Origin of the sequence: Rhizobium sp. GR12, assembly GCF_036596185.1 — a bacterium.
Classification (GTDB): domain Bacteria; phylum Pseudomonadota; class Alphaproteobacteria; order Rhizobiales; family Rhizobiaceae; genus Agrobacterium; species Agrobacterium nepotum.
This window is the reverse complement of sequence record NZ_JASXTH010000008.1, coordinates 191,374-210,545: the sequence shown is the minus strand read 5'-3', so window position 1 is coordinate 210,545 and position 19,172 is coordinate 191,374. Positions and strand designations below refer to the sequence as shown.

Annotated in this window: 14 protein-coding genes and 1 pseudogene; 12 read left to right on the top strand and 3 right to left on the bottom strand. The window is 60.2% G+C overall.

Annotated features, from left to right (window positions below; translation table 11 throughout):
- From QSK43_RS15875 to QSK43_RS15825, 11 genes and pseudogenes are all read left to right on the top strand, one after another.
- Entirely contained in the window at positions 1-1,647 is a 1,647-nt protein-coding gene (locus QSK43_RS15875; RefSeq protein WP_332304236.1) for an ABC transporter ATP-binding protein, read from the top strand.
- Positions 1,648-1,664: 17 nt separating this feature from the next.
- Positions 1,665-3,221 carry a hydantoinase/oxoprolinase family protein gene (locus tag QSK43_RS15870; protein ID WP_332304235.1) on the top strand — a complete coding sequence of 519 codons (1,557 nt, stop codon included), beginning with the start codon at positions 1,665-1,667 and terminating at the stop codon, positions 3,219-3,221.
- Positions 3,214-4,347: a DUF917 domain-containing protein gene (locus tag QSK43_RS15865; RefSeq protein WP_045017655.1), complete on the top strand. Its 1,134-nt coding sequence runs from the start codon at positions 3,214-3,216 to the stop codon at positions 4,345-4,347. Before QSK43_RS15870 ends, QSK43_RS15865 begins: the two co-directional genes overlap by 8 nt.
- Positions 4,348-4,389: 42 nt before the next feature.
- Complete coding sequence (locus QSK43_RS15860) at positions 4,390-5,985, top strand: ABC transporter substrate-binding protein (protein ID WP_332304234.1); 1,596 nt, start codon at positions 4,390-4,392, stop codon at positions 5,983-5,985.
- Between the two features lie 117 nt (positions 5,986-6,102).
- Entirely contained in the window at positions 6,103-7,179 is a 1,077-nt protein-coding gene (locus tag QSK43_RS15855; protein ID WP_045017659.1) for a DUF917 domain-containing protein, read from the top strand.
- Entirely contained in the window at positions 7,176-8,714 is a 1,539-nt protein-coding gene (locus QSK43_RS15850; protein WP_332304233.1) for a hydantoinase/oxoprolinase family protein, read from the top strand. The genes QSK43_RS15855 and QSK43_RS15850 overlap by 4 nt, the downstream gene beginning before the upstream one ends.
- Positions 8,715-8,759: 45 nt before the next feature.
- On the top strand, positions 8,760-9,704 hold the full coding sequence (locus QSK43_RS15845) for an isoaspartyl peptidase/L-asparaginase family protein (RefSeq protein WP_332304232.1): 945 nt from the start codon (positions 8,760-8,762) through the stop codon (positions 9,702-9,704).
- A 44-nt stretch (positions 9,705-9,748) separates the two neighbouring features.
- Positions 9,749-9,934: pseudogene (locus QSK43_RS15840) on the top strand (amidohydrolase); the annotation flags it as partial.
- Positions 9,935-10,254: 320 nt separating this feature from the next.
- Entirely contained in the window at positions 10,255-11,184 is a 930-nt protein-coding gene (locus QSK43_RS15835) for a sugar ABC transporter substrate-binding protein (protein WP_332304231.1), read from the top strand.
- Between the two features lie 237 nt (positions 11,185-11,421).
- Positions 11,422-12,963, top strand: a complete 1,542-nt coding sequence (locus QSK43_RS15830; protein ID WP_332304230.1) for a sugar ABC transporter ATP-binding protein — start codon at positions 11,422-11,424, stop codon at positions 12,961-12,963.
- Positions 12,964-12,995: 32 nt separating this feature from the next.
- Positions 12,996-14,027: an ABC transporter permease gene (locus QSK43_RS15825; RefSeq protein WP_332304229.1), complete on the top strand. Its 1,032-nt coding sequence runs from the start codon at positions 12,996-12,998 to the stop codon at positions 14,025-14,027.
- A 101-nt stretch (positions 14,028-14,128) separates the two neighbouring features.
- Here QSK43_RS15825 and QSK43_RS15820 read toward each other — a convergent pair whose 3' ends face one another.
- A complete protein-coding gene (locus QSK43_RS15820) occupies positions 14,129-14,884 on the bottom strand; it encodes a gamma-glutamyl-gamma-aminobutyrate hydrolase family protein (RefSeq protein WP_332304228.1) in 756 nt (251 codons plus the stop codon).
- A gap of 304 nt (positions 14,885-15,188) precedes the next feature.
- On the opposite strand from QSK43_RS15820, the gene QSK43_RS15815 reads away from it, so the two are divergent.
- Positions 15,189-16,283 carry a TRAP transporter substrate-binding protein gene (locus tag QSK43_RS15815; protein WP_332304227.1) on the top strand — a complete coding sequence of 365 codons (1,095 nt, stop codon included), beginning with the start codon at positions 15,189-15,191 and terminating at the stop codon, positions 16,281-16,283.
- Positions 16,284-16,466: 183 nt separating this feature from the next.
- On the opposite strand, the gene QSK43_RS15810 is transcribed toward QSK43_RS15815, so the two are convergent.
- Together QSK43_RS15810 and QSK43_RS15805 are read right to left on the bottom strand one after the other, a co-directional pair.
- On the bottom strand, positions 16,467-18,302 hold the full coding sequence (locus QSK43_RS15810; RefSeq protein ID WP_332304226.1) for a TRAP transporter large permease: 1,836 nt from the start codon (positions 18,300-18,302) through the stop codon (positions 16,467-16,469).
- 1 nt (position 18,303) lies between these two features.
- Positions 18,304-18,873, bottom strand: coding sequence for a TRAP transporter small permease subunit (locus QSK43_RS15805; protein WP_234704224.1), 570 nt, complete (start codon positions 18,871-18,873; stop codon positions 18,304-18,306).
- Positions 18,874-19,172: the final 299 nt, after the last annotated feature.

Below are 19,172 nucleotides of genomic sequence, written 5' to 3'. Positions count from 1 at the left end.
ATGACTGAACCGCTTCTCAAGGTCGAAAACCTCAACGTCACTTTCACCAATTATGGCCGTACGCGGCAGGTGCTGCGCGATGTCGCCTTCACGGTCGCCGCCGGCGAGCGCGTGGCGCTGATCGGCGAAACCGGATCGGGCAAATCGGTCACGGCCAAGACGATCATCGGCACGCTGCCAAAGAATGCTGCGATAACTTCCGGGGCCATCGTCATCGACGGCCGGGATGTGCTCGCCATGCCGCGAAGGGAACGCGAGGCGCTCAAGGGAACGGCGTTTTCGCTGATCATGCAGGATCCGCTGTCGTCCTTCAATCCGGTCTTCAAGATCGGCACGCATCTCGACGATGTCATGCGCTTTGCCGACAAGCGCGACGGCATCAACTCGTCCAAGGCAGAGCGCCGCATCCGCATCGCGGCGGTTCTGCGCCGCGTGCAGCTTGGCGATACCGAGCGGGTCATGAATGCCTATCCGTCAGAACTTTCGGGCGGCATGCGCCAGCGCGTGCTGATCGGGCTTGCGCTGCTGCATCAGCCCAAACTCCTGATCGCCGATGAGCCCGGCACCGCGCTTGATGTGACCACGCAGGATGAAATTCTCAATCTCATCAACCAGCTGGTGGCCGAAGAAAACATGGCGCTGCTGATGATCACCCACAATCTCGGCGTCGTGCGCAAGGTGGCCGACCGGGTCGTGGTCATGCACCATGGCGATATCGTCGAGACCGGTCCCTGCGCGCAAATCCTGCATGCTCCCGCTGCGGATTACACACGTTCGCTGCTGGATGCGGTGCCGCCGCTCTACGGCCCGCGCGTGACGGATCTGGCGCAAAGCAAACGCTCGCCGATCATCACAATCGAAGGGCTGAACAAGATTTACGGCAGGCGCAACGGTTACCATGCCGTGCGCGATGTGAACCTGACGCTGAAGGACGGCGAGATTTTCGGCCTTGCGGGCGAATCCGGTTCCGGCAAGACCTCGGTTGCCCGGATGATCATGGGCCTTTCGCGCCCGACCTCCGGCAGTCTCGTCATTGACGCCCCGTCTCCGGAACGTGGCAAGCGGCTGACGCAGATCGTCTATCAAAATCCGGGCACCTCCCTCAATCCGAAGCGCACCGTCAGGCAGACGCTTAGCCTGCCGCTGAAATCCATCGGCATGGGCGGCGAGGCGCGCGAAAACCGGATGCAGGAACTAATGGGGCTGGTGCGGTTGCCGCAATCCTATCTCGGCAAATACCCGCATGAACTGTCCGGCGGCCAGAAGCAGCGTGTAGCCATTGCCCGTGCGCTGGCGGCCGAACCAAAAATCCTCATCCTCGACGAGCCGACGGCGGCGCTTGATGTCTCCGTGCAGAAGACGGTGATCGACCTTTTGCTGCAGCTGCGCGAGGAGCTTGGCCTGACCTATCTGATGATCTCGCACGACCTGTCGCTGATGCGCAATTTCTGCTCGCGCATCGCCGTCATGCTGCGTGGCGAGATCGTCGAGGAAGGGGTGACCTCGGCCGTCTTCGCTGAGCCGAAGCATCCCTATACCCGCGCGCTGATCGCGGCGATCCCCGTCGTCACCGACGAGGAAGAACGTCTGAAACCCACCGTGACGGAGGAAGAGCGTATGCGCTTCCTCGTCAAAACGACCGATTGATGAAAGAGGAGCCTGACGTGTATCGCGTTGGAATTGACGTCGGCGGCACAAATACCGATGCCGTTGTGTTACAGGAAAAGATCGTTCTGGCGGGGGTGAAGGCCTCCACCACCGAGGATGTGACGTCCGGTGTCATCGAAGCCCTTGAAAAGGTGATCGAGGCGTCGGGCATCGACAGGGCGCGCATTGGCGCCGTGATGATCGGCACCACGCATTTCACCAATGCGGTGATCGAGCGGCGACATATGGACGAGGTCGCCGCCATCCGGCTCGGCCTGCCATCCGGCGCCGGCCTGCCGCCGATGGTCGACTGGCCGGATGATCTCAGGGAAATCGTCGGCAACCACGGTTACCAGGTTCGGGGCGGTTACGAATTCGACGGCCGCGAACTCTCACCGCTCGATGAGGACGAGATTGTCCGCATCGCCGCCGATATCCGCGCCAAGGGCCTGAAGGCAGCCGCCGTCACCTGTGTTTTCAGCGGCATCAACGATGCGATGGAAGTGCGGGTGAAGGAAATCCTTCAGGAGCGTTGCCCCGGTCTGCCGGTGGTCATGTCCAAGGATATCGGCCGGCACGGCCTGCTCGCTCGTGAAAGCGCGGCGATCATGAATGCCAGCCTTCTGTCGCTTGCCGACCGCACCGTCGCCGCTTTCGGCGAGGCGTTGAAGGCAGCGGGCATAACATGCCCCTTCTACATCACCCAGAACGACGGCACGCTGATGGCGGCTGACGTCGTGCGCGGCTTCCCGGTACTCACCTTCGCCTCGGGTCCGACGAACTCCATGCGCGGCGCGGCCTTCCTCACCGGCCTCAAGGATGCCGTTGTGGTCGATGTCGGTGGCACCACCACCGATGTCGGCTCGCTGTCGCATGGCTTTCCGCGCCAGGCTTCCACGACGGTGGATATTGGCGGCGTGCGCACCAATTTCCGCATGCCGGATGTGTTCTCCATCGGTCTCGGTGGCGGCTCGCTGGTGGTCAATGGTGACCATGGCCTCACCGTCGGCCCGAAATCGGTTGGTTACCGCGTCCGCCGCGAAGCGCTCTGCTTTGGCGGCACGACCCTGACCGCAACCGATATCGCCGTCGCATCCGGCAAGGCGGATGTGGGTGAGAAGGCGCTGGTTTCCACTCTCGACAAGCGACTGGTGGATGCTGCGGTGAAAAAGATCAATGACATGCTCGAGGCATGTGTGGAACGCAGCCGGATCTCGTCTTCGCCGGTGCCGGTGATCGCCGTTGGCGGCGGCTCCATTCTCATCCCTGATCGCATCGGCGAACTGGACGTCATCCGCCCCGAGAATTTCGCGGTGGCGAATGCCGTCGGCGCGGCGATCGCGCAGATCAGCGGCGAAACGGACCGCGTCTTCTCGCTGGTCGAGGGCCGTACGCGTGAAAGCGCACTTGCCGAGGCCGAGGCCGAGGCACGCGAGAAGGCGATTGCGGCAGGCGCATTGGCCGAGACGCTGGAAGTCATCGAGCGCGAGGATATGCCGCTTGCCTATCTGCCCGGCAATGCCACCCGCATTCATGTGAAAGTCGTTGGAGAAATGGGAGCCAATCATGGCTGAGACGCGCAAGCTGAAATATGACGAGGCGGCATTGCGTACGCTGACGCGGGAGGATCTCGACGCGCTGGAAATCGGTGCCGGTATTCTCGGCACGGGCGGTGGCGGCAATCCCTATCTGGGCAAGCTGCTTGCACTCGAGGCCATGAAAGCCGGTTACGAGATGAAGATCCTTGCGACCGACGCCATCGAGCCGGATGCGCTCTGCATGTCCATCGGCGGCATCGGCGCGCCCGTGGTCGGCGTGGAGCGCATCCGCGAGGGCCGTGAAGGCCTGCGTTGCCTGCGCGCCATGGAAGAGCTGATCCGCACGCCGGTTGACGCAATCGTCTGCGAGGAAATTGGCGGCTCGAACTCCATGAACCCGCTGGTGACGGCGGCGCTGGGTGGCCTGCCGATCCTCGATTGCGACGGCATGGGCCGGGCTTTCCCCGAGATGCAGATGACGACCTTCTCCATCTATGGGCATAGTTCGACACCATCGGTAATGTGCGACCTGCACGGCAATGCCGTGATCTTCAGCCACGCCGTTTCCGAGGTCTGGCACGAGCGCATGGCCCGCGCCTGCGTCGTTTCGCAGGGCGGCGGCGCAATGCTGGCGACTGCGCCGATGCAGGCCCACTACGTGCACCAGTACGGCATTCCGAAAACCTACACCAAGGCGATCGCGCTCGGCGAGGCGGTGATCCGCGCCCGCAAGCAGCAGGAAGACCCGATTGCGGCGATCTGCGCGCTTGAAGGCGGACGACGCATCTTCAACGGCAAGATCACCGATCTGAAGCGCCATCTGCGCGGCGGTTTCGCCGTCGGCGATGTCGAACTTTCCGGTTTTGACGATTGCTCCGGCCAGACGGCGAGCGTGGCGATCCAGAACGAATTCCTGCTGTTCCGCCGTGACGGCAAGGTGGAAGTGACCGTGCCGGACCTGATCGTCCTGCTTGATGTCGATACCGGTTATCCGATCACCACCGAAGTCCTGCGTTATGGCCAGCGCGTGGCCGTGGTCGCGATCCCCTGCCACGATCTTCTGCGCAGCGCCCGCGCGCTTGAGGTCGTTGGACCGGCGGCGTTCGGTTACCCGGAAATTCCTTTCTCACCGCTGCCCGTACCGGTCAGCAAGGCTGCCTAACCATAAGCGGGCAAATGACCCGCAATAAAGAGGAGAACGACAATGAAAATGCCAGGACTTTCTTCCCGCCTTGCCGTGCTTGCGCTCGGCACGGCAATCGCGCTGCCGCTTGTTCCTTCCGCTGCTTTTGCGGAAGACAAGGTTTCGGTCGCGGTCAATACCATGCAGATATTCAGCTCACTCGACCCGGCGAAGGTGACTGACTACACCGGCTACATGGCCATCGTGAACATGTATGACGGCCTGACCACGGTGAACGCCAAGGGCGAAATCGTGCCGCATCTGGCGAAGTCCTGGGATATTTCTGAAGACGGCCTGACCTATACCTTCCATCTTCGCGACGACGCGAAGTTTGAGGATGGCACGGCGGTGAAGGCTGCCGATCTCGTCTGGTCGGTGCAGCGCCTGCTCGGCATCAACAAGGGTCCGTCGAACCTCATCGTCGGCGTGCTGAAGCCCGAAAACGTCACCGCACCTGACGATGCGACGCTTGTCATGAAGATCGAGCGCCAGTTCTCGCCGTTCATGGCCGCCACGCCGCTGATGATGGCGCTGAACAAGACGCTGATCGAAGCCAATGCCAAGCCCGAAGACAAATGGGGTGAGGCCTATGTCGGCGAACATTCCGCCGGTTCTGGCCCCTATAAGCTCGTCAGCTACAACCGCTCGGCCGATATGGTCATCGCCCGCAATGCGGATTATTTCCTCGGCTGGACCAAGGGCAAGCCGATCGACGAAGTGCGCTTCGTCCAGACGAGCGACGACGCCACCGTCAAGGCGCTCGCGGAAAAGGGCGAGCTTGGCCTTTCCTCGCACGGGCTTGGCAACGACACCTACGAATCCATCGGCCGGATGAAGGGTTACAAGCTGATCCAGACCCGCACGGCTGGCGGCTTCGTCATCAAGCTGAATACCAAGGTCTACCCGACCGACGACGTTCACGTTCGCCGCGCCATTGCCTATGCGACGGATTACAAAACGATCCAGGAAGTGATCTATCCCGGTTTCGACATGCAGGGACCGCTCTCCGACGCTTTCAAGGACGCGCATAACGGCGATATCCAGCCCGGCGTCTACGATCTGGAAAAGGCGAAGGAAGAGCTGGCGAAGTCGAAATATGCCGGCCAGAAGATCACGCTCGTCAACAGCTATGTCGCTTCGCTGGCCTTCGAGGCGGAAGTGGCGCTGCTTTTGCAGTCCAGCCTCGAGCAGATCGGCATCACGCTCGATATCAAGCCGGAGCCGTGGAACCGCATCGTCGAGCTTTCCTCCAAGCCCGAGACGACGCCCGCATCGACGCAGGTGAATATCTCGCCCACCTATCCGTCGCCGGATTCGATGTTCTACAACCAGTATCATTCCAAGGCTTCTGGCACCTGGATGTCGATGGAATGGTTGCAGAATGCGGAAATCGACGGGCTGATCGACAAGGTTCGTTCCACGACCGATGTCGGCGTGCAGAACGCCACCTACAAGGAAATGCAGACCAAGATCGCCGATCTTCAGCCGGATGTCTGGGCGGTTGCACCGAACCGCCGTTATGCGGCGAACAAGTGCCTTCAGGGTTACGAATTCATTCCCATGCAGAGCTGGGACCTGAACTTCTCCAACTTCCACTGGGACTGCAAGGCGGAGTGATCGCCTCGTTATGAAAATCCGGCTCCGCCACAGGCGGGGCCGGTCAAACGTGTGATTTCAAAGGGATAGAGCGACCCATATGCGCCGTAACGGCTGCGGGATGCTCGAGGATGACGCATGATCCAGGAATTTTCCGAAGACGATATCGAACCTCTTGCCACCGGTGCCTGGATTTTGGGAACGGGCGGGGGAGGCAATCCCTATATCTCGACGCTCAATCTGCGCCGTCTTTATGCCGAAGGGCGGCGGGTAAAGGTCATGGACCCTATGGCGCTTGCCGACGACGATATGGTGGCCGTCGTGTCCAAGATGGGCGCGCCGCTTGTCGGCCAGGAGCGGCTGGGAGACCCCGTTCATCTTGCCCGCGCGGTGGAGGTCATGGAAGATTACCTCGGCAAGCCATTCCGGGCGATCATGAGCGTCGAGATCGGCGGTTCGAACGCGCTGTCGTCTTTCCTCGCCGCCGCCATGCTCGACCGGCCGGTCGTCAATGCGGATGCGATGGGACGCGCTTATCCCGAAGCGCAGATGACATCCTTCGCAATCGGCAACCTGCCGATGTTTCCGCTTTCGCTGGTCGATGTACGCGACAATGAGGTGATCGTGACGCGTGCTGCCTCCTGGAAATGGATGGAACGCATCTCGCGCAAGGTCTGCACCGAAGTCGGCTCCACCGCCGCGACCTGCAAGGCGCCGCGCACCGGCAAGGAAGTGAAGGAGTGGGGCATCCACTATACCGTCACCAAGGCGACCGAACTCGGGCGTGCGGTGATGGAGGCGCGTGCGCGCCATGACGATCCTGTTCAGGCGGTTCTCGACCATGAGGGCGGCAAGCATCTCTTCCGTGGCAAGGTGGTGGATGTCGCCCGCGAGACTACCGGCGGCTTCCTGCGCGGCAGCACCACCATTGAAGGCATCGACGCCGACAGAGGCTCGCGCCTGGAACTCGCCTTCCAGAACGAATGGGCGGTCGCCTTCCGCGATGGCCAGCCGGTCGCCATGACGCCGGATCTGCTTTGCCTTCTCGACACCGTTTCGGGCAGCGCCATCGGCACGGAATCGGTGCGGTACGGCCAGCGCGTCACGGTTGTCGCCCTGCCGGCGCCGGAACTCTTGACGACGCCCGCGGGTATCGCCGCCGTCGGCCCGCGTGCCTTCGGTTATGACATTGACTTCAAATCGGTATTCCCATGAAACGCATCGGTATTGACGTTGGCGGCACCAATACGGATGCCGTTCTGATCGATGGAGACACGATCGTCGCCTCCATCAAGGTTCCGACCACGCAGGATGTCTTGTCCGGCGTGAAGGCGGCACTGAGCCACGTGGCGGGCCATGTCGGTGTGGCGGATCGCCCGATCGAGGCGGTGATGATCGGTACGACGCATTTCACCAATGCGGTGGTGGAGCGCGCCCGGCTGGAGCGGGTTGCGGCCATTCGCATCGCGCTGCCGACCGGTTCTTCGCTGCCGCCCATGTGCGACTGGCCGAAAGACCTCCATGACGCTGTCGATCCGCTGATCTTCATGGTTCATGGCGGCCATGAATATGATGGCAGCCCGCTGGTGCCGATGATCCCGGACGAAACCCGTGAAGCGGCGATGAAAATCCGCGATGCGGGCATCACCTCCATCGCCATTTCCGCGACCTTCTCGCCGTTGACGACGGAGTGCGAGGTGAGGGCGGCGGAGATCGTCCGTTCGGTGATCCCCGATGCACGCATCACGCTTTCCCACACGCTCGGACGCATCGGGCTGCTGGAGCGCGAGAACGTCGCACTTCTGAATGCCACCTTGCAGACATTGGGCAAGACCACGGTACAGGCATTTTCGGATGCACTGCGCGAAGCGGGTGTGAAGGCGCCGTTCTATCTGACCCAGAACGACGGTACCGTGGCGCTGGCGGATGTGGCTGCCGCAAATCCCGTGCACAGCTTCGCCTCCGGCCCCACCAACTCGATGCGCGGCGCGGCCTTCCTCACCGGGCTTTCCGATGCCATGGTGGTGGATGTTGGCGGCACCACCTCCGATATCGGTTGCCTTGTCGGTGGTTTTCCGCGTGAGGCAAACAATATCGTCCATATTGGCGGAGTACGTACCCTGTTCCGCATGCCCGATCTTCTGCCGATCGCACTTGGTGGCGGCACCATTGTCGACCCGCAGACAGGTAAGATAGGCCCGCGCTCGGTGGGGTATCGCATCCTGACCGAAGCCCGCGTTTTCGGCGGCGAGACACTGACGACATCGGATATTGCGGTGGCCGCAGGCTTGATCGAGATGGGCGACAGGGAACGTGTGAAGGACCTCGATCTGGCATTCGTACAGGCGACGCTCGGCCGTATCCGCGACATGGTGGCTGACAGTTTCGACCAGATGAAGACTTCGGCCGAAGACGTGCCGCTGGTTGCGGTCGGCGGCGGGGCATTCCTGATACCGGAGCGGGTTCCGGGCGCATCCGAGGTACTGCGGGTGGAAAATGCAGGCGTTGCCAATGCGCTCGGTGCGGCGATGGCGCAGGTTTCGGGCGAAGTGGATCAGGTCTTTTCCGGATTGAGCCGCGACGAGGCCCTTGCGAAAGCCGAGACCGAAGCGCAGAACGCGGCGGTCGCTTCGGGAGCAGAGCGCGCGAGCCTCAAGACCCTTGAGGTGGAGGATATTCCCATCGCCTATCTGCCGGGCGGCGCTCGGCGGGTACGGGTACGGGTCATCGGCGATATCGCCTTTCATTGACGATAAGAGGCCCGGCCGGCGGCGGGGCGACAGTGGAGTGAGGACATGACGAAGATCGCATTGGCCATTCACGGCGGTTGCGGCGTGATGCCGGAAGACAGCATGACGCCGGAGGAATGGGAGGCTGCGCGCCACGATCTGGCGGCGGCGCTGCGTGCCGGTTATGGTGTGCTCAAGGCTGGCGGAACGGCGCTGGAAGCGGTTGAAGCGGCCGTCATCGTCATGGAGGATAGCCCGCATTTCAACGCAGGCCATGGGGCGGCGCTCAACGAGAATGGCATTCACGAACTCGACGCGTCGATCATGGACGGCAAGACCCTGGCGGCGGGCGCGATCAGTGCGTCCCGCGCCATCCGAAACCCGGTGAAGGCGGCACGTGCGCTCATGGTGGATGAACGTGCGGTCTATCTTACCGGCGAAGCGGCTGACCGGTTTGCGCAGGAGAAGAAGCTTGCCACGGAGCCTCAGTCCTATTTCACCACGCAAAAGCGGGTCGAGGCGCTGGCGGCCATGAAGGTCCATGCCGCGACAGGAACCGAAGCGACAGAAAACGAAAAACACGGAACCGTCGGTGCCGTGGCGCTCGATGCGGCGGGACATCTCGCAGCAGCGACCTCCACAGGCGGATATACCAACAAGCCGGATGGCCGGGTGGGTGACAGCCCGGTGATCGGGGCAGGGACCTACGCACGCGACGGCGCCTGTGCGGTTTCCGGCACCGGTAAGGGTGAGTTTTTCATCCGCTACGTCGTCGGCCATGAGATCGCGTCCCGCGTCGCCTATCTTGGGCAAGATCTGGAGACCGCCGCCGGCAATCTCGTCCATAAGGATCTGGCGCCCTACGATATCGGTGCCGGTCTTGTCGCGATCGATGCCGAAGGTGGCATTGCCGCGCCCTATAATACGCCCGGCATGTTCCGGGGCTGGGTGACGCCTTCAGGAGAGGCCCGTGTCGCCACCCACGACAGGGTTTATGAGGTGGAATTGTAACGGGTGATCGGAACCAATCCGCTCATCTGACGGGTGGTGGCGCAGGGCAAAGTCCGGCCACCCACAAGGCTATGGCGCAGGCCGCCAAACGTATGCCTTGACGGGTCTTTCGCTGACGACCTCGCCCGAACTGGTAGCCAGAGCCCCACAAAGAATGGCCGGAGAAAACCGAAGGCAGCGACTATGTCTGTCCCATTCCGGCGGATGTAATGCCCGGTTTTCACCGATAAGGCGCGGCGGGGGTTTTTCGCGCCCAACCCACTCTTCCTGTCTGTCCGTGAAGCTTTATCACAGGCCGCCCAGCGACTTCCGTGAAAGTGCTCAGCAAGAGCATGAGCCATAATCCCCTGATCATCACCGCTTTGTTTGCCGCCTTGTCCCGTGGCGACGAAGAAAGCATTGACGTTCGAGCTAAAAATGGAATAAATATATCGAACATAAGAATTTCGGTTTCATTATTCCGTTTTCTGACTGTGAGGAGTTAGCGGCGGACTTTCGGGTCCGTTTCCGGCTGGGAGAGGTGGCGCCGGACACCGAGGAGGAGAAAATAATGAAAAAGCTTATTATCAGTGCGGCCATATCTGTGCTTTTGGGCACGGCGGCACATGCCGAGACCGTCGGTGTTTCGATGGCCCTGTTCGACGACAACTTCCTGACTGTGCTGCGCAACGGCATGCAGGATTATTCCAAGGGACTGAAAGGCGTCACACTGCAAGTTGAGGACGCGCAGAACGACGTTGCCAAGCAGCAGAGCCAGATCCAGAACTTTATCGCCTCCAAGGTCGACGCGATCATCGTCAATCCGGTTGATACGGATGCGACGGCGGCAATGTCGAAACTCGCCACTGAGGCCAAGATTCCGCTGGTTTACGTGAACCGTCAGCCGGTGAACGTGGATAACCTGCCGGACGGCCAGGCCTTTGTGGCATCGGAAGAAACGGTGGCGGGCACGCTCGAAACCAAGGAAGTCTGCCGGCTTCTCGGTGGCAAGGGCAAGGCCGTGATCATGATGGGCGAACTGTCCAATCAGGGCGCACGCATGCGCACGCAGGCCGTTCACGATGTTCTGAAGACCGATGAATGTAAGGGCATTTCCGTGGTGGAAGAACAGACCGCCAATTGGCAGCGCACCCAGGGTTCCGACCTCGTCACCAACTGGCTGTCCAGCGGTATCGAGTTCAACGCCGTCATCGCCAATAATGATGAAATGGCGATCGGTGCCGTTCAGGCGCTGAAGGCCGCTGGCAAGGACATGAAGGACTATGTAGTTGCCGGTGTGGACGCCACGCAGGACGCCCTTGCCGCCATGCAGGCGGGCGATCTCGACGTGACGGTGTTCCAGGACGCGGCCGGCCAGGGCAAGGGCGCTCTCGATGCCGCGCTGAAGCTCGTCAAGGGCGACAAGGTTGAGAAGAAGGTCTACATTCCCTTCCAGCTAGTCACGCCGGAAAACGTCAAGGACTACGTAGCCAAGAACTGACGATCCACTACCGGCATTTGCGACCGCTTAAACCAATCCCGGAAGCAAATGCCGGATATGGACGGTAACCGGAACGCCAGGCTCCGGGCCGAAGCATGATAGTAGAATTTCAGTGAATTCAAATTGTTACAGCGCCTTTTTGTGTCGTGATCGACATGGCGCTGTAAACCTCCCCGGGGAGCCACGCCGTTTGGCAGAGCCGTTCTCCGGTCATTTTTGTCTATCGTGGAGGATGAGATGGTCGTCAGTCCATCGACAATGGCCGCCGTGCGCGCCAGTGGCGCAGTGCCGAATGCAGAATATCTTCTCGCGGCGGACGGCATACGCAAGGAGTTTCCCGGCGTCGTCGCGCTCGATGATGTTTCGTTCCATCTCAAGCGCGGCACCGTGCACGCGCTGATGGGCGAGAATGGTGCCGGCAAATCGACGCTGATGAAGATTCTCGCGGGTATCTATCAGCCGGACGTCGGCGAAATTCGCCTGAAGGGCGCTGCGATACGTCTCGATTCACCGCTCGACGCGCTCGAAAACGGCATCGCGATGATCCATCAGGAACTCAATCTGATGGCTTATATGACGGTGGCGGAAAACATCTGGATACGCCGCGAGCCGAAAAACCGGCTGGGCTTTATCGACCATGGCGAAATGTATCGTCGCACCCAGACGCTGCTCGAAAGGCTCGGTATCGATCTCGATCCGGAGATGCGCGTCGGCGAGCTATCGGTTGCGAGCCGCCAGATGGTCGAGATCGCCAAGGCGGTTTCTTACGATTCCGACGTTCTCATCATGGACGAACCAACCTCGGCATTGACGGAACGCGAGGTCGAGCATCTTTTCCGCATCATCCGTGACCTCAGGGAACGCGGTATCGGCATCGTCTACATCACCCACAAGATGAACGAGCTGTTCGAGATCGCCGATGAATTTTCCGTCTTCCGCGACGGCAAATATATCGGCACCCACGCTTCCACCGATGTGACGCGTGACGACATCATCCACATGATGGTGGGCCGCGAAATCACCCAGATGTTCCCGAAGGAAGAGGTTCCGATCGGCGACGTGGTGCTGTCGGTTAAAAACCTGACGCTCAAGGGTGTGTTCCACGATGTTTCGTTCGATGTCCGCGCCGGGGAAATTTTAGGCGTTGCGGGTCTGGTGGGCTCGGGTCGCTCGAATGTGGCGGAAACGGTGTTCGGCGTTACGCCGGCCTCTTCGGGCACCGTAGAAATCAACGGCAAACCAGTCTCGATCATGAGCCCGACGGAGGCGATCCGCCACCGTATGGCGTTCCTGACGGAAGACCGCAAGGATACCGGGTGCCTGCTGATCCTCAATATTCTGGAGAACATGCAGATCGCCGTCCTGCAGGACAAATATGTCGCCAATGGCTTCGTGCAGGAAAACGCGCTGTCCGAAGCCTGCGAGGACATGTGCCGCAAGCTGCGGGTCAAGACGCCCAATCTTTACGAGCGTATCGAAAATCTGTCAGGCGGCAACCAGCAGAAAGTGCTGATCGGCCGCTGGATGCTGACCAAGCCGCGTATTCTCATTCTGGACGAGCCGACGCGCGGCATCGATGTCGGGGCCAAGGCGGAAATTCACAAGCTGGTCTGCGAGATGGCACGAAATGGCGTCGCCGTCATCATGATTTCCTCCGAAATGCCGGAGGTTTTGGGCATGAGCGACCGTATCATGGTCATGCATGAAGGTCGCGTGACGGGTTTCCTTGACAGAAGTGAAGCCACACAGGTGAAGGTGATGGATCTCGCATCGCGGTGAGGCGCGCCGGGATTTTTCGAGGAGGAATGACTATGACTACGAACGCCGCCGCCAACGCAGAGTTGGATGCAAAATCCGGACGCAAGCCGCATCGGCGCATACCGCCGGAAGCAAATATACTTTTCGTGCTGATCGGCATCGCGCTGGTTTATGAAATACTCGGCTGGATTTTCATCGGCCAGAGCTTTCTGATGAACCAGCAGCGCCTGACGATCATGATCCTGCAGGTGTCGGTCATCGGCATCATCGCCGTCGGCGTCACGCAGGTCATCATCACCGGCGGCATCGATCTGTCTTCCGGTTCGGTGGTCGGCCTGACAGCGATGTTATCCGCCAGTGTGGGGCAATCCTCCACGTGGCCGCGCGCGCTTTATCCGGGTCTTACCGATCTGCCTTTCTTCATGCCGCTGGCTGTCGGCATTTTGGCGGGCGCTTTGGCCGGTTTTATCAACGGGCAACTTATCGCGCGCACGAAAATCCCGCCCTTCATCGCAACGCTTGGCATGATGGTGACGGCGCGCGGTCTTTCCAAATGGTACACGAAGGGTCAGCCGATCTCCGGCCTGACCGATGGTTTCACCTTCATCGGCACGGGCGTGTGGCCGGTCGTGGTTTTCCTCGTCGTTGCCGTCATTTTCCATGTCGCGCTGCGTTACACGCGTTATGGCAAGTTCACCTATGCCATCGGCGCCAACCAGCAGGCCGCCCGCGTTTCCGGTATCAATATCGAGGCGCATCTGATCAAGGTCTATGCCATTGCCGGCATGCTGGCCGGTCTTGCCGGCGTCGTCACCGCTGCCCGTGCACAGACGGCGCAGGCCGGCATGGGCGTGATGTATGAACTCGACGCTATCGCCGCAGCCGTTATCGGCGGCACTTCGCTCGCCGGCGGTGCTGGCCGCATCACCGGAACGGTGATCGGCACCATCATTCTCGGCGTCATGACATCCGGTTTCACGTTCCTCAGGGTCGATGCCTATTACCAGGAGATCGTCAAAGGTCTGATCATCGTGGCCGCCGTCGTCGCCGACGTTTACCGACAGAAGAAACGCGCAAAGCGCTAAACACTCCTCCTCCCGGACTTGGGGCAAGCTTTCAGGCTTGCCCCTTTTTTTTATGCCCTGGCGATGAAGGCTTGATTTGCGTTGGAGGAAAGAGGCCGGTTTCAGGCCTTGCTGTTTCGGTACTCGTAAACAGCCTTGCCGAAGGCCTCGAACAAGGCTCGCGAGGGGGCATCCGTCTCGGCCCAATATTCCGGATGCCATTGCACACCAACGGCAAAGCCCTTGGCGTCGATCACGGAAACGGCCTCGATGGTGCCGTCCGCCGCCGTCGCCTCCACCTGCAGGCGTGGCGCCGTTTCAGCAATCGCCTGCCGATGCAGCGAATTGATCTGGATTTCGCCCGATACGCCGAGATGTTGCGCAATACAGGAGCCTTCGCGCACCTGCACGGGCTGGCGAATGGCGAACGACACGTCGCGGTCGTCATGTTCTGGCTTGCGGTGGTCCCAGATGCCGGGCTGTTCCTGTATTTCGGAAGCAAGGGTACCGCCCAGCGCCACGTTCAGCTCCTGAATGCCGCGACAGATGGCAAGCATTGGAATGCCGCGTTCCAGCGCGCGGCGGATAAGCGGCAGGCTGGTGGCGTCGCGGGCCGGATCGAATGGTCCGTCGCTCTCCTGCGCCTCTTTTCCGTAGAGGGAAGGGTGCACATTGGTGGCCGAACCGGACACGAGCAGGCCATCGACCCGGTCGAGGATGGCGTCGACCTCATTGCCGTCCTCGAAGGCCGGAACGATGAAAGACATGACACCGGCCACCTTCAGCGCGGCGGAAAGATACTGGTTCTGGGCGGCGTGCCAGTCGGCTCCGGCGAAATGCCGGATGTCGGCGGGAACGGCGATGATGGGTTTTGGCATGGCGGCTCCGGGCGGCGAATCTCCGAAAATATGTGCGACTGCCGACGGGCCAAGTCAAGCATGCGTTTGGTGATGCCTCCACGATGTATCCGCCTAAAGTATGAGGCGGGATGAAGCCTTTTCAGTTGCAAACAGAATAGTACCGGCCCTTCCGAAAAATTCTCGAAAGGGCCGGTTTTTCGGCGGTTTATTCTTGGCGAGGGTGCTTGTCAGCAAGGCGGGACCGTGCATACTTCGCCTTGATGCCTGAACAGCAAAGGGGAAATTCAAGCTGCAGGCAGCGTTCATATCTGGGAGGATATAGATGGATCGCCGTTCCTTTATGAAAAAAGGTGCGCTTGCGGGAGCTGCTACGGCTCTTGCCGCGCCTGCCATTGCACAACAGAATACAAAGATCACCTGGCGTCTGACGTCGTCGTTTCCGAAATCGCTCGACACGATCTATGGCGGCGCAGAGGATATTTCCAAGCATGTCGCCGCCGCCACGGACGGCAATTTCACCATCCAGACTTTCGCCGCCGGCGAAATCGTCCCCGGCCTGCAGGCGGCCGATGCCGTGTCATCAGGCACGGTGGAAATGTGCCATACCTGCTCCTATTATTACGTCGGCAAGGATCCGACCTTCGCCATCGGTACGGCGATACCCTTCGGCCTTAATGCCCGGTTGACCAATTCCTGGTTCTACGAGGGCAATGGCAACAAACTGCTCAACGAGTTTTACGCCAAGCACAATCTCTACGGCATGATATCAGGCAATACCGGCGCGCAGATGGGCGGCTGGTTCCGCAAGGAAATCAACACCGTCGACGACTTCAAGGGCGTGAAGATGCGCATTGCCGGTCTGGCCGGCAAGGTGGTGGAAAAGCTCGGCGTCGTGCCGCAGCAGATCGCTGGCGGCGACATCTATCCGGCGCTGGAAAAAGGCACCATCGACGCTGCCGAATGGGTCGGTCCCTATGATGACCACAAGCTCGGTTTCTACAAGGTTGCGAAATATTATTATTACCCGGCCTTCTGGGAAGGCGGCCCGGTCATCCACTCCTTCGTCAATCTGGACAAGTGGAACAGCCTGCCGAAGCACTATCAGACGGTGCTGCAGGACGCCTGTGCCTTTGCCAACACCAATATGATGGCGAAATATGACGCCAAAAACCCGACAGCGGTGCGGCAGCTTGTTGCGGAAGGGGCCGTCTTGCGTCCATTCAGCCAGGAAATCCTCGAAGCCTGCTACAAGGCTGCGTTGGAAGTCTACGCCAATATTTCGGCATCCAACCCTGACTTCAAGAAGATCTACGAGGATCAGGTGGCCTTCAAGCGCGAGGGTTATCTCTGGATGCAGCTTTCGGAGTATACGTTCGATACATTCATGATGATCCAGCAGCGTAACGGCAAGCTCTGATTATGCGGTCAAGGCGGACCGGCAAAAACCCCGGAGATTTCGGTCTCCGGGGTTTTTGTTGTGCGATTTTCCGAGGGTGCAGCCGCGCGGTAGGGCTTGCATGTGTCATGAGGGATGGCGAGGCCGCAGGCTTCGCCATCCCTTGGGAACATTGCATTCGCGGGCCGTTCGGCAAGCCGGCGTTTACGGACCGATCTTCGGCGGCTGGCCGAGGTCGGGCTGTGCCGGTTGCTGCTGTCCGTTTTGCGGGCCGCCCAGATCGAGCGGCGGCAGACCGAGGGCCGGCGCCTGCGGGGCTGCCGGGGCTGGCCCGCCCAGGTTCAGCGGTGGAAGGCCCATGGAGGGTTGCTGCGGTGAAGTACCGCCGCCAAGCGGGGGAAGGGAAAGTCCGCCGCTTCCGGGGCCGCCCGGTATCTCGATCTTGACGGTATTGGGATCGACTGTGCTGTGGCCGCTCTTGTAGGTCATGACCAGGCCGGGGAATGCGATGACGACCAGGATCATCGCGAACTGGATGACGATATAGGGAAACACACCCTTGTAGATTTCCGTCGTCTTCACGCCCGGCATCCTTTTGCCGGTGACCTTGTCCACCCAGGTGGAATTCGGGGCGATGGAACGCAGGAAGAACAGTGAAAAACCGAAGGGCGGCGTCAGGAACGAGGTTTGCAGGTTGATGCCGAGAATGATGCCGAACCAGACCAGGTCTATGCCGAGCTTGTCGGCCACGGGAGCGAGCAACGGCACCATGATGAAGGCGATCTCGAAGAAATCGAGAAAGCAGCCGAGAATGAAAATGATGATCGTGACGACGACCAGGAAGCCGTATTCCCCGCCAGGCAGGGCAAGCAGCAATTCCTCGATCCAGACGTTACCGTTGATGCCGTAGAAGGTGAGACCGAAAACGCGGGCGCCGATGAGGATCATCATGACGAAGGCGGAGAGTTTGGTGGTCGCATCCAGCGCATTCTTTACCGTCGCAACCGAAAGTCTGCCTTTGGCGAGTGCGAGGATGAGTGCGCCGGTGGCGCCCATCGCACCGCCTTCGGTCGGTGTGGCGATGCCGAGGAAGATGGTTCCGAGAACAAGGAAGATCAGTGCCAGCGGCGGCACCAGAACGACGATTACCTGTTCAGCCAGACGCGAGATGACCTTCTTGCTCACCGCGCTGTTAAACAGGGCAACGAGATAAACCGCCAGGACGGCAAAGGCCAGCGCGGCAACGAGCCGCCATTCCGGGCTTGCAACGCCGGCGAAGAGCACATGCATCCCGAGGAAATAAAGCGCCACCGAAAGCGCGATCATCACGAGAAGCGATGTAACGCCGTTACCGAGCGTGCGTGCTTCCTTTGGAAGAGCAGGCACCATGTCCGGTTTGAAAATTGAAATCGCAAAGATATAAGCGCAGTAGGTGGCAATGATCAGAAGCGCCGGATAAAGCGCGCCGACATACATGTCTCCGACGGAGCGGCCGAGCTGGTCGGCCATGACGATCAGAACCAGGGACGGCGGCACGATCTGCGCGAGCGTGCCCGAAGCGGCGATGGTGCCGGCGACGAGTGGGCGGTTATAACCGTAACGCATCATGATCGGCAGTGAGATGAGGCCCATCGCCATGACGGAGGCCGCCACCACGCCGGTCGTGGCGCCCAGCAGCGCGCCGACGAGAATGACGGCATAGGCGAGGCCGCCGCGGATCGGGCCGAAAAGCTGGCCGATCGTATCGAGAAGGTCCTCCGCCATGCGGGAACGCTCGAGAATGATGCCCATGAAGGTGAAGAACGGGATCGACAGCAGCGTGTCGTTGTACATGATCCCGTAAATGCGTTCCGGATGGGATTGCAGCAAGGGCCAGAACAGGCGGATTTCTGGAGAAATCCAGGACAGTTCCACGCCCACCACGAAATAGATGAGGCCGCCGGCGGCAAGCGTGAAGGCAACGGGATAACCGAGCAACAGCATCAGCATCACGCTGCTGAACATTACCAGCGGCAGATTATGCGCGATCAGATCTATCATGTCAGTTTCCTGCCGTGCCGTTGGTTTCTGCTTCGTGCTCCGACAGCGCCGTTTCGCGCGGATCGGCCATGTATCCGGCGATCACCGCATATCGCTTGATGATTTCCGAAAACGCCTGGACCAGAAGCAGGGCGAAGCCCAGCAGCACGACAAATTTGGCAGGCCAGATGATCAGGCCGCCGGCATTGGACGACACTTCACCGGAGTTGAAGGAATTCCAGAACCAAGGCCAGGCCAGATAGGTCATCAACCCGGCAAAGGGGACGAGGAAAATGATGTGAAGGACGAAATCGACGATATCACGCGTGCGCTTCGACCATGTGGAGGACAGGACGTCGATCCGCACATGCTCGTTCTTAAGAAGCGCATACGCCGCCGCAAGCATAAAAACAGTGCCGTATAAATACCATTGCACCTCAAGCCATGCGTTCGACGACATGTCGAATACCTTGCGAACGACCGCATTGGTTGCGCTGATCAGCACCGCCGCCAGCAACAACCAGGACACAGATTGCCCTATAACCGTGGTGACCGCATCAACGGCACGGCTTATTCCCAATAAAAATTTCACTTTCCCCTCCTCAGGACCAGAACCAAGGTCCGGACCGCAGCATTTTTTATTGACGGCTTATGCCCTGTTGCCAAGCAAGTCCGATGTTTTCTTGTTTGCAGGTGCTTATTGAACTGCATTTCAAAAAGCAACTCCGAACGGCTTACCCCTCCTCTGGCAATCCCTCCCGGCAGCGCCTGCTACAATTTATCGTGCACGGATTTTACCCTGTGCGCTACAGCATCGGTCTTTCACGGCCTATTAAATTTCACTTTTCCACGGCTGCGACAAGCAACGTGGAGGCAATGATCCATTGCACT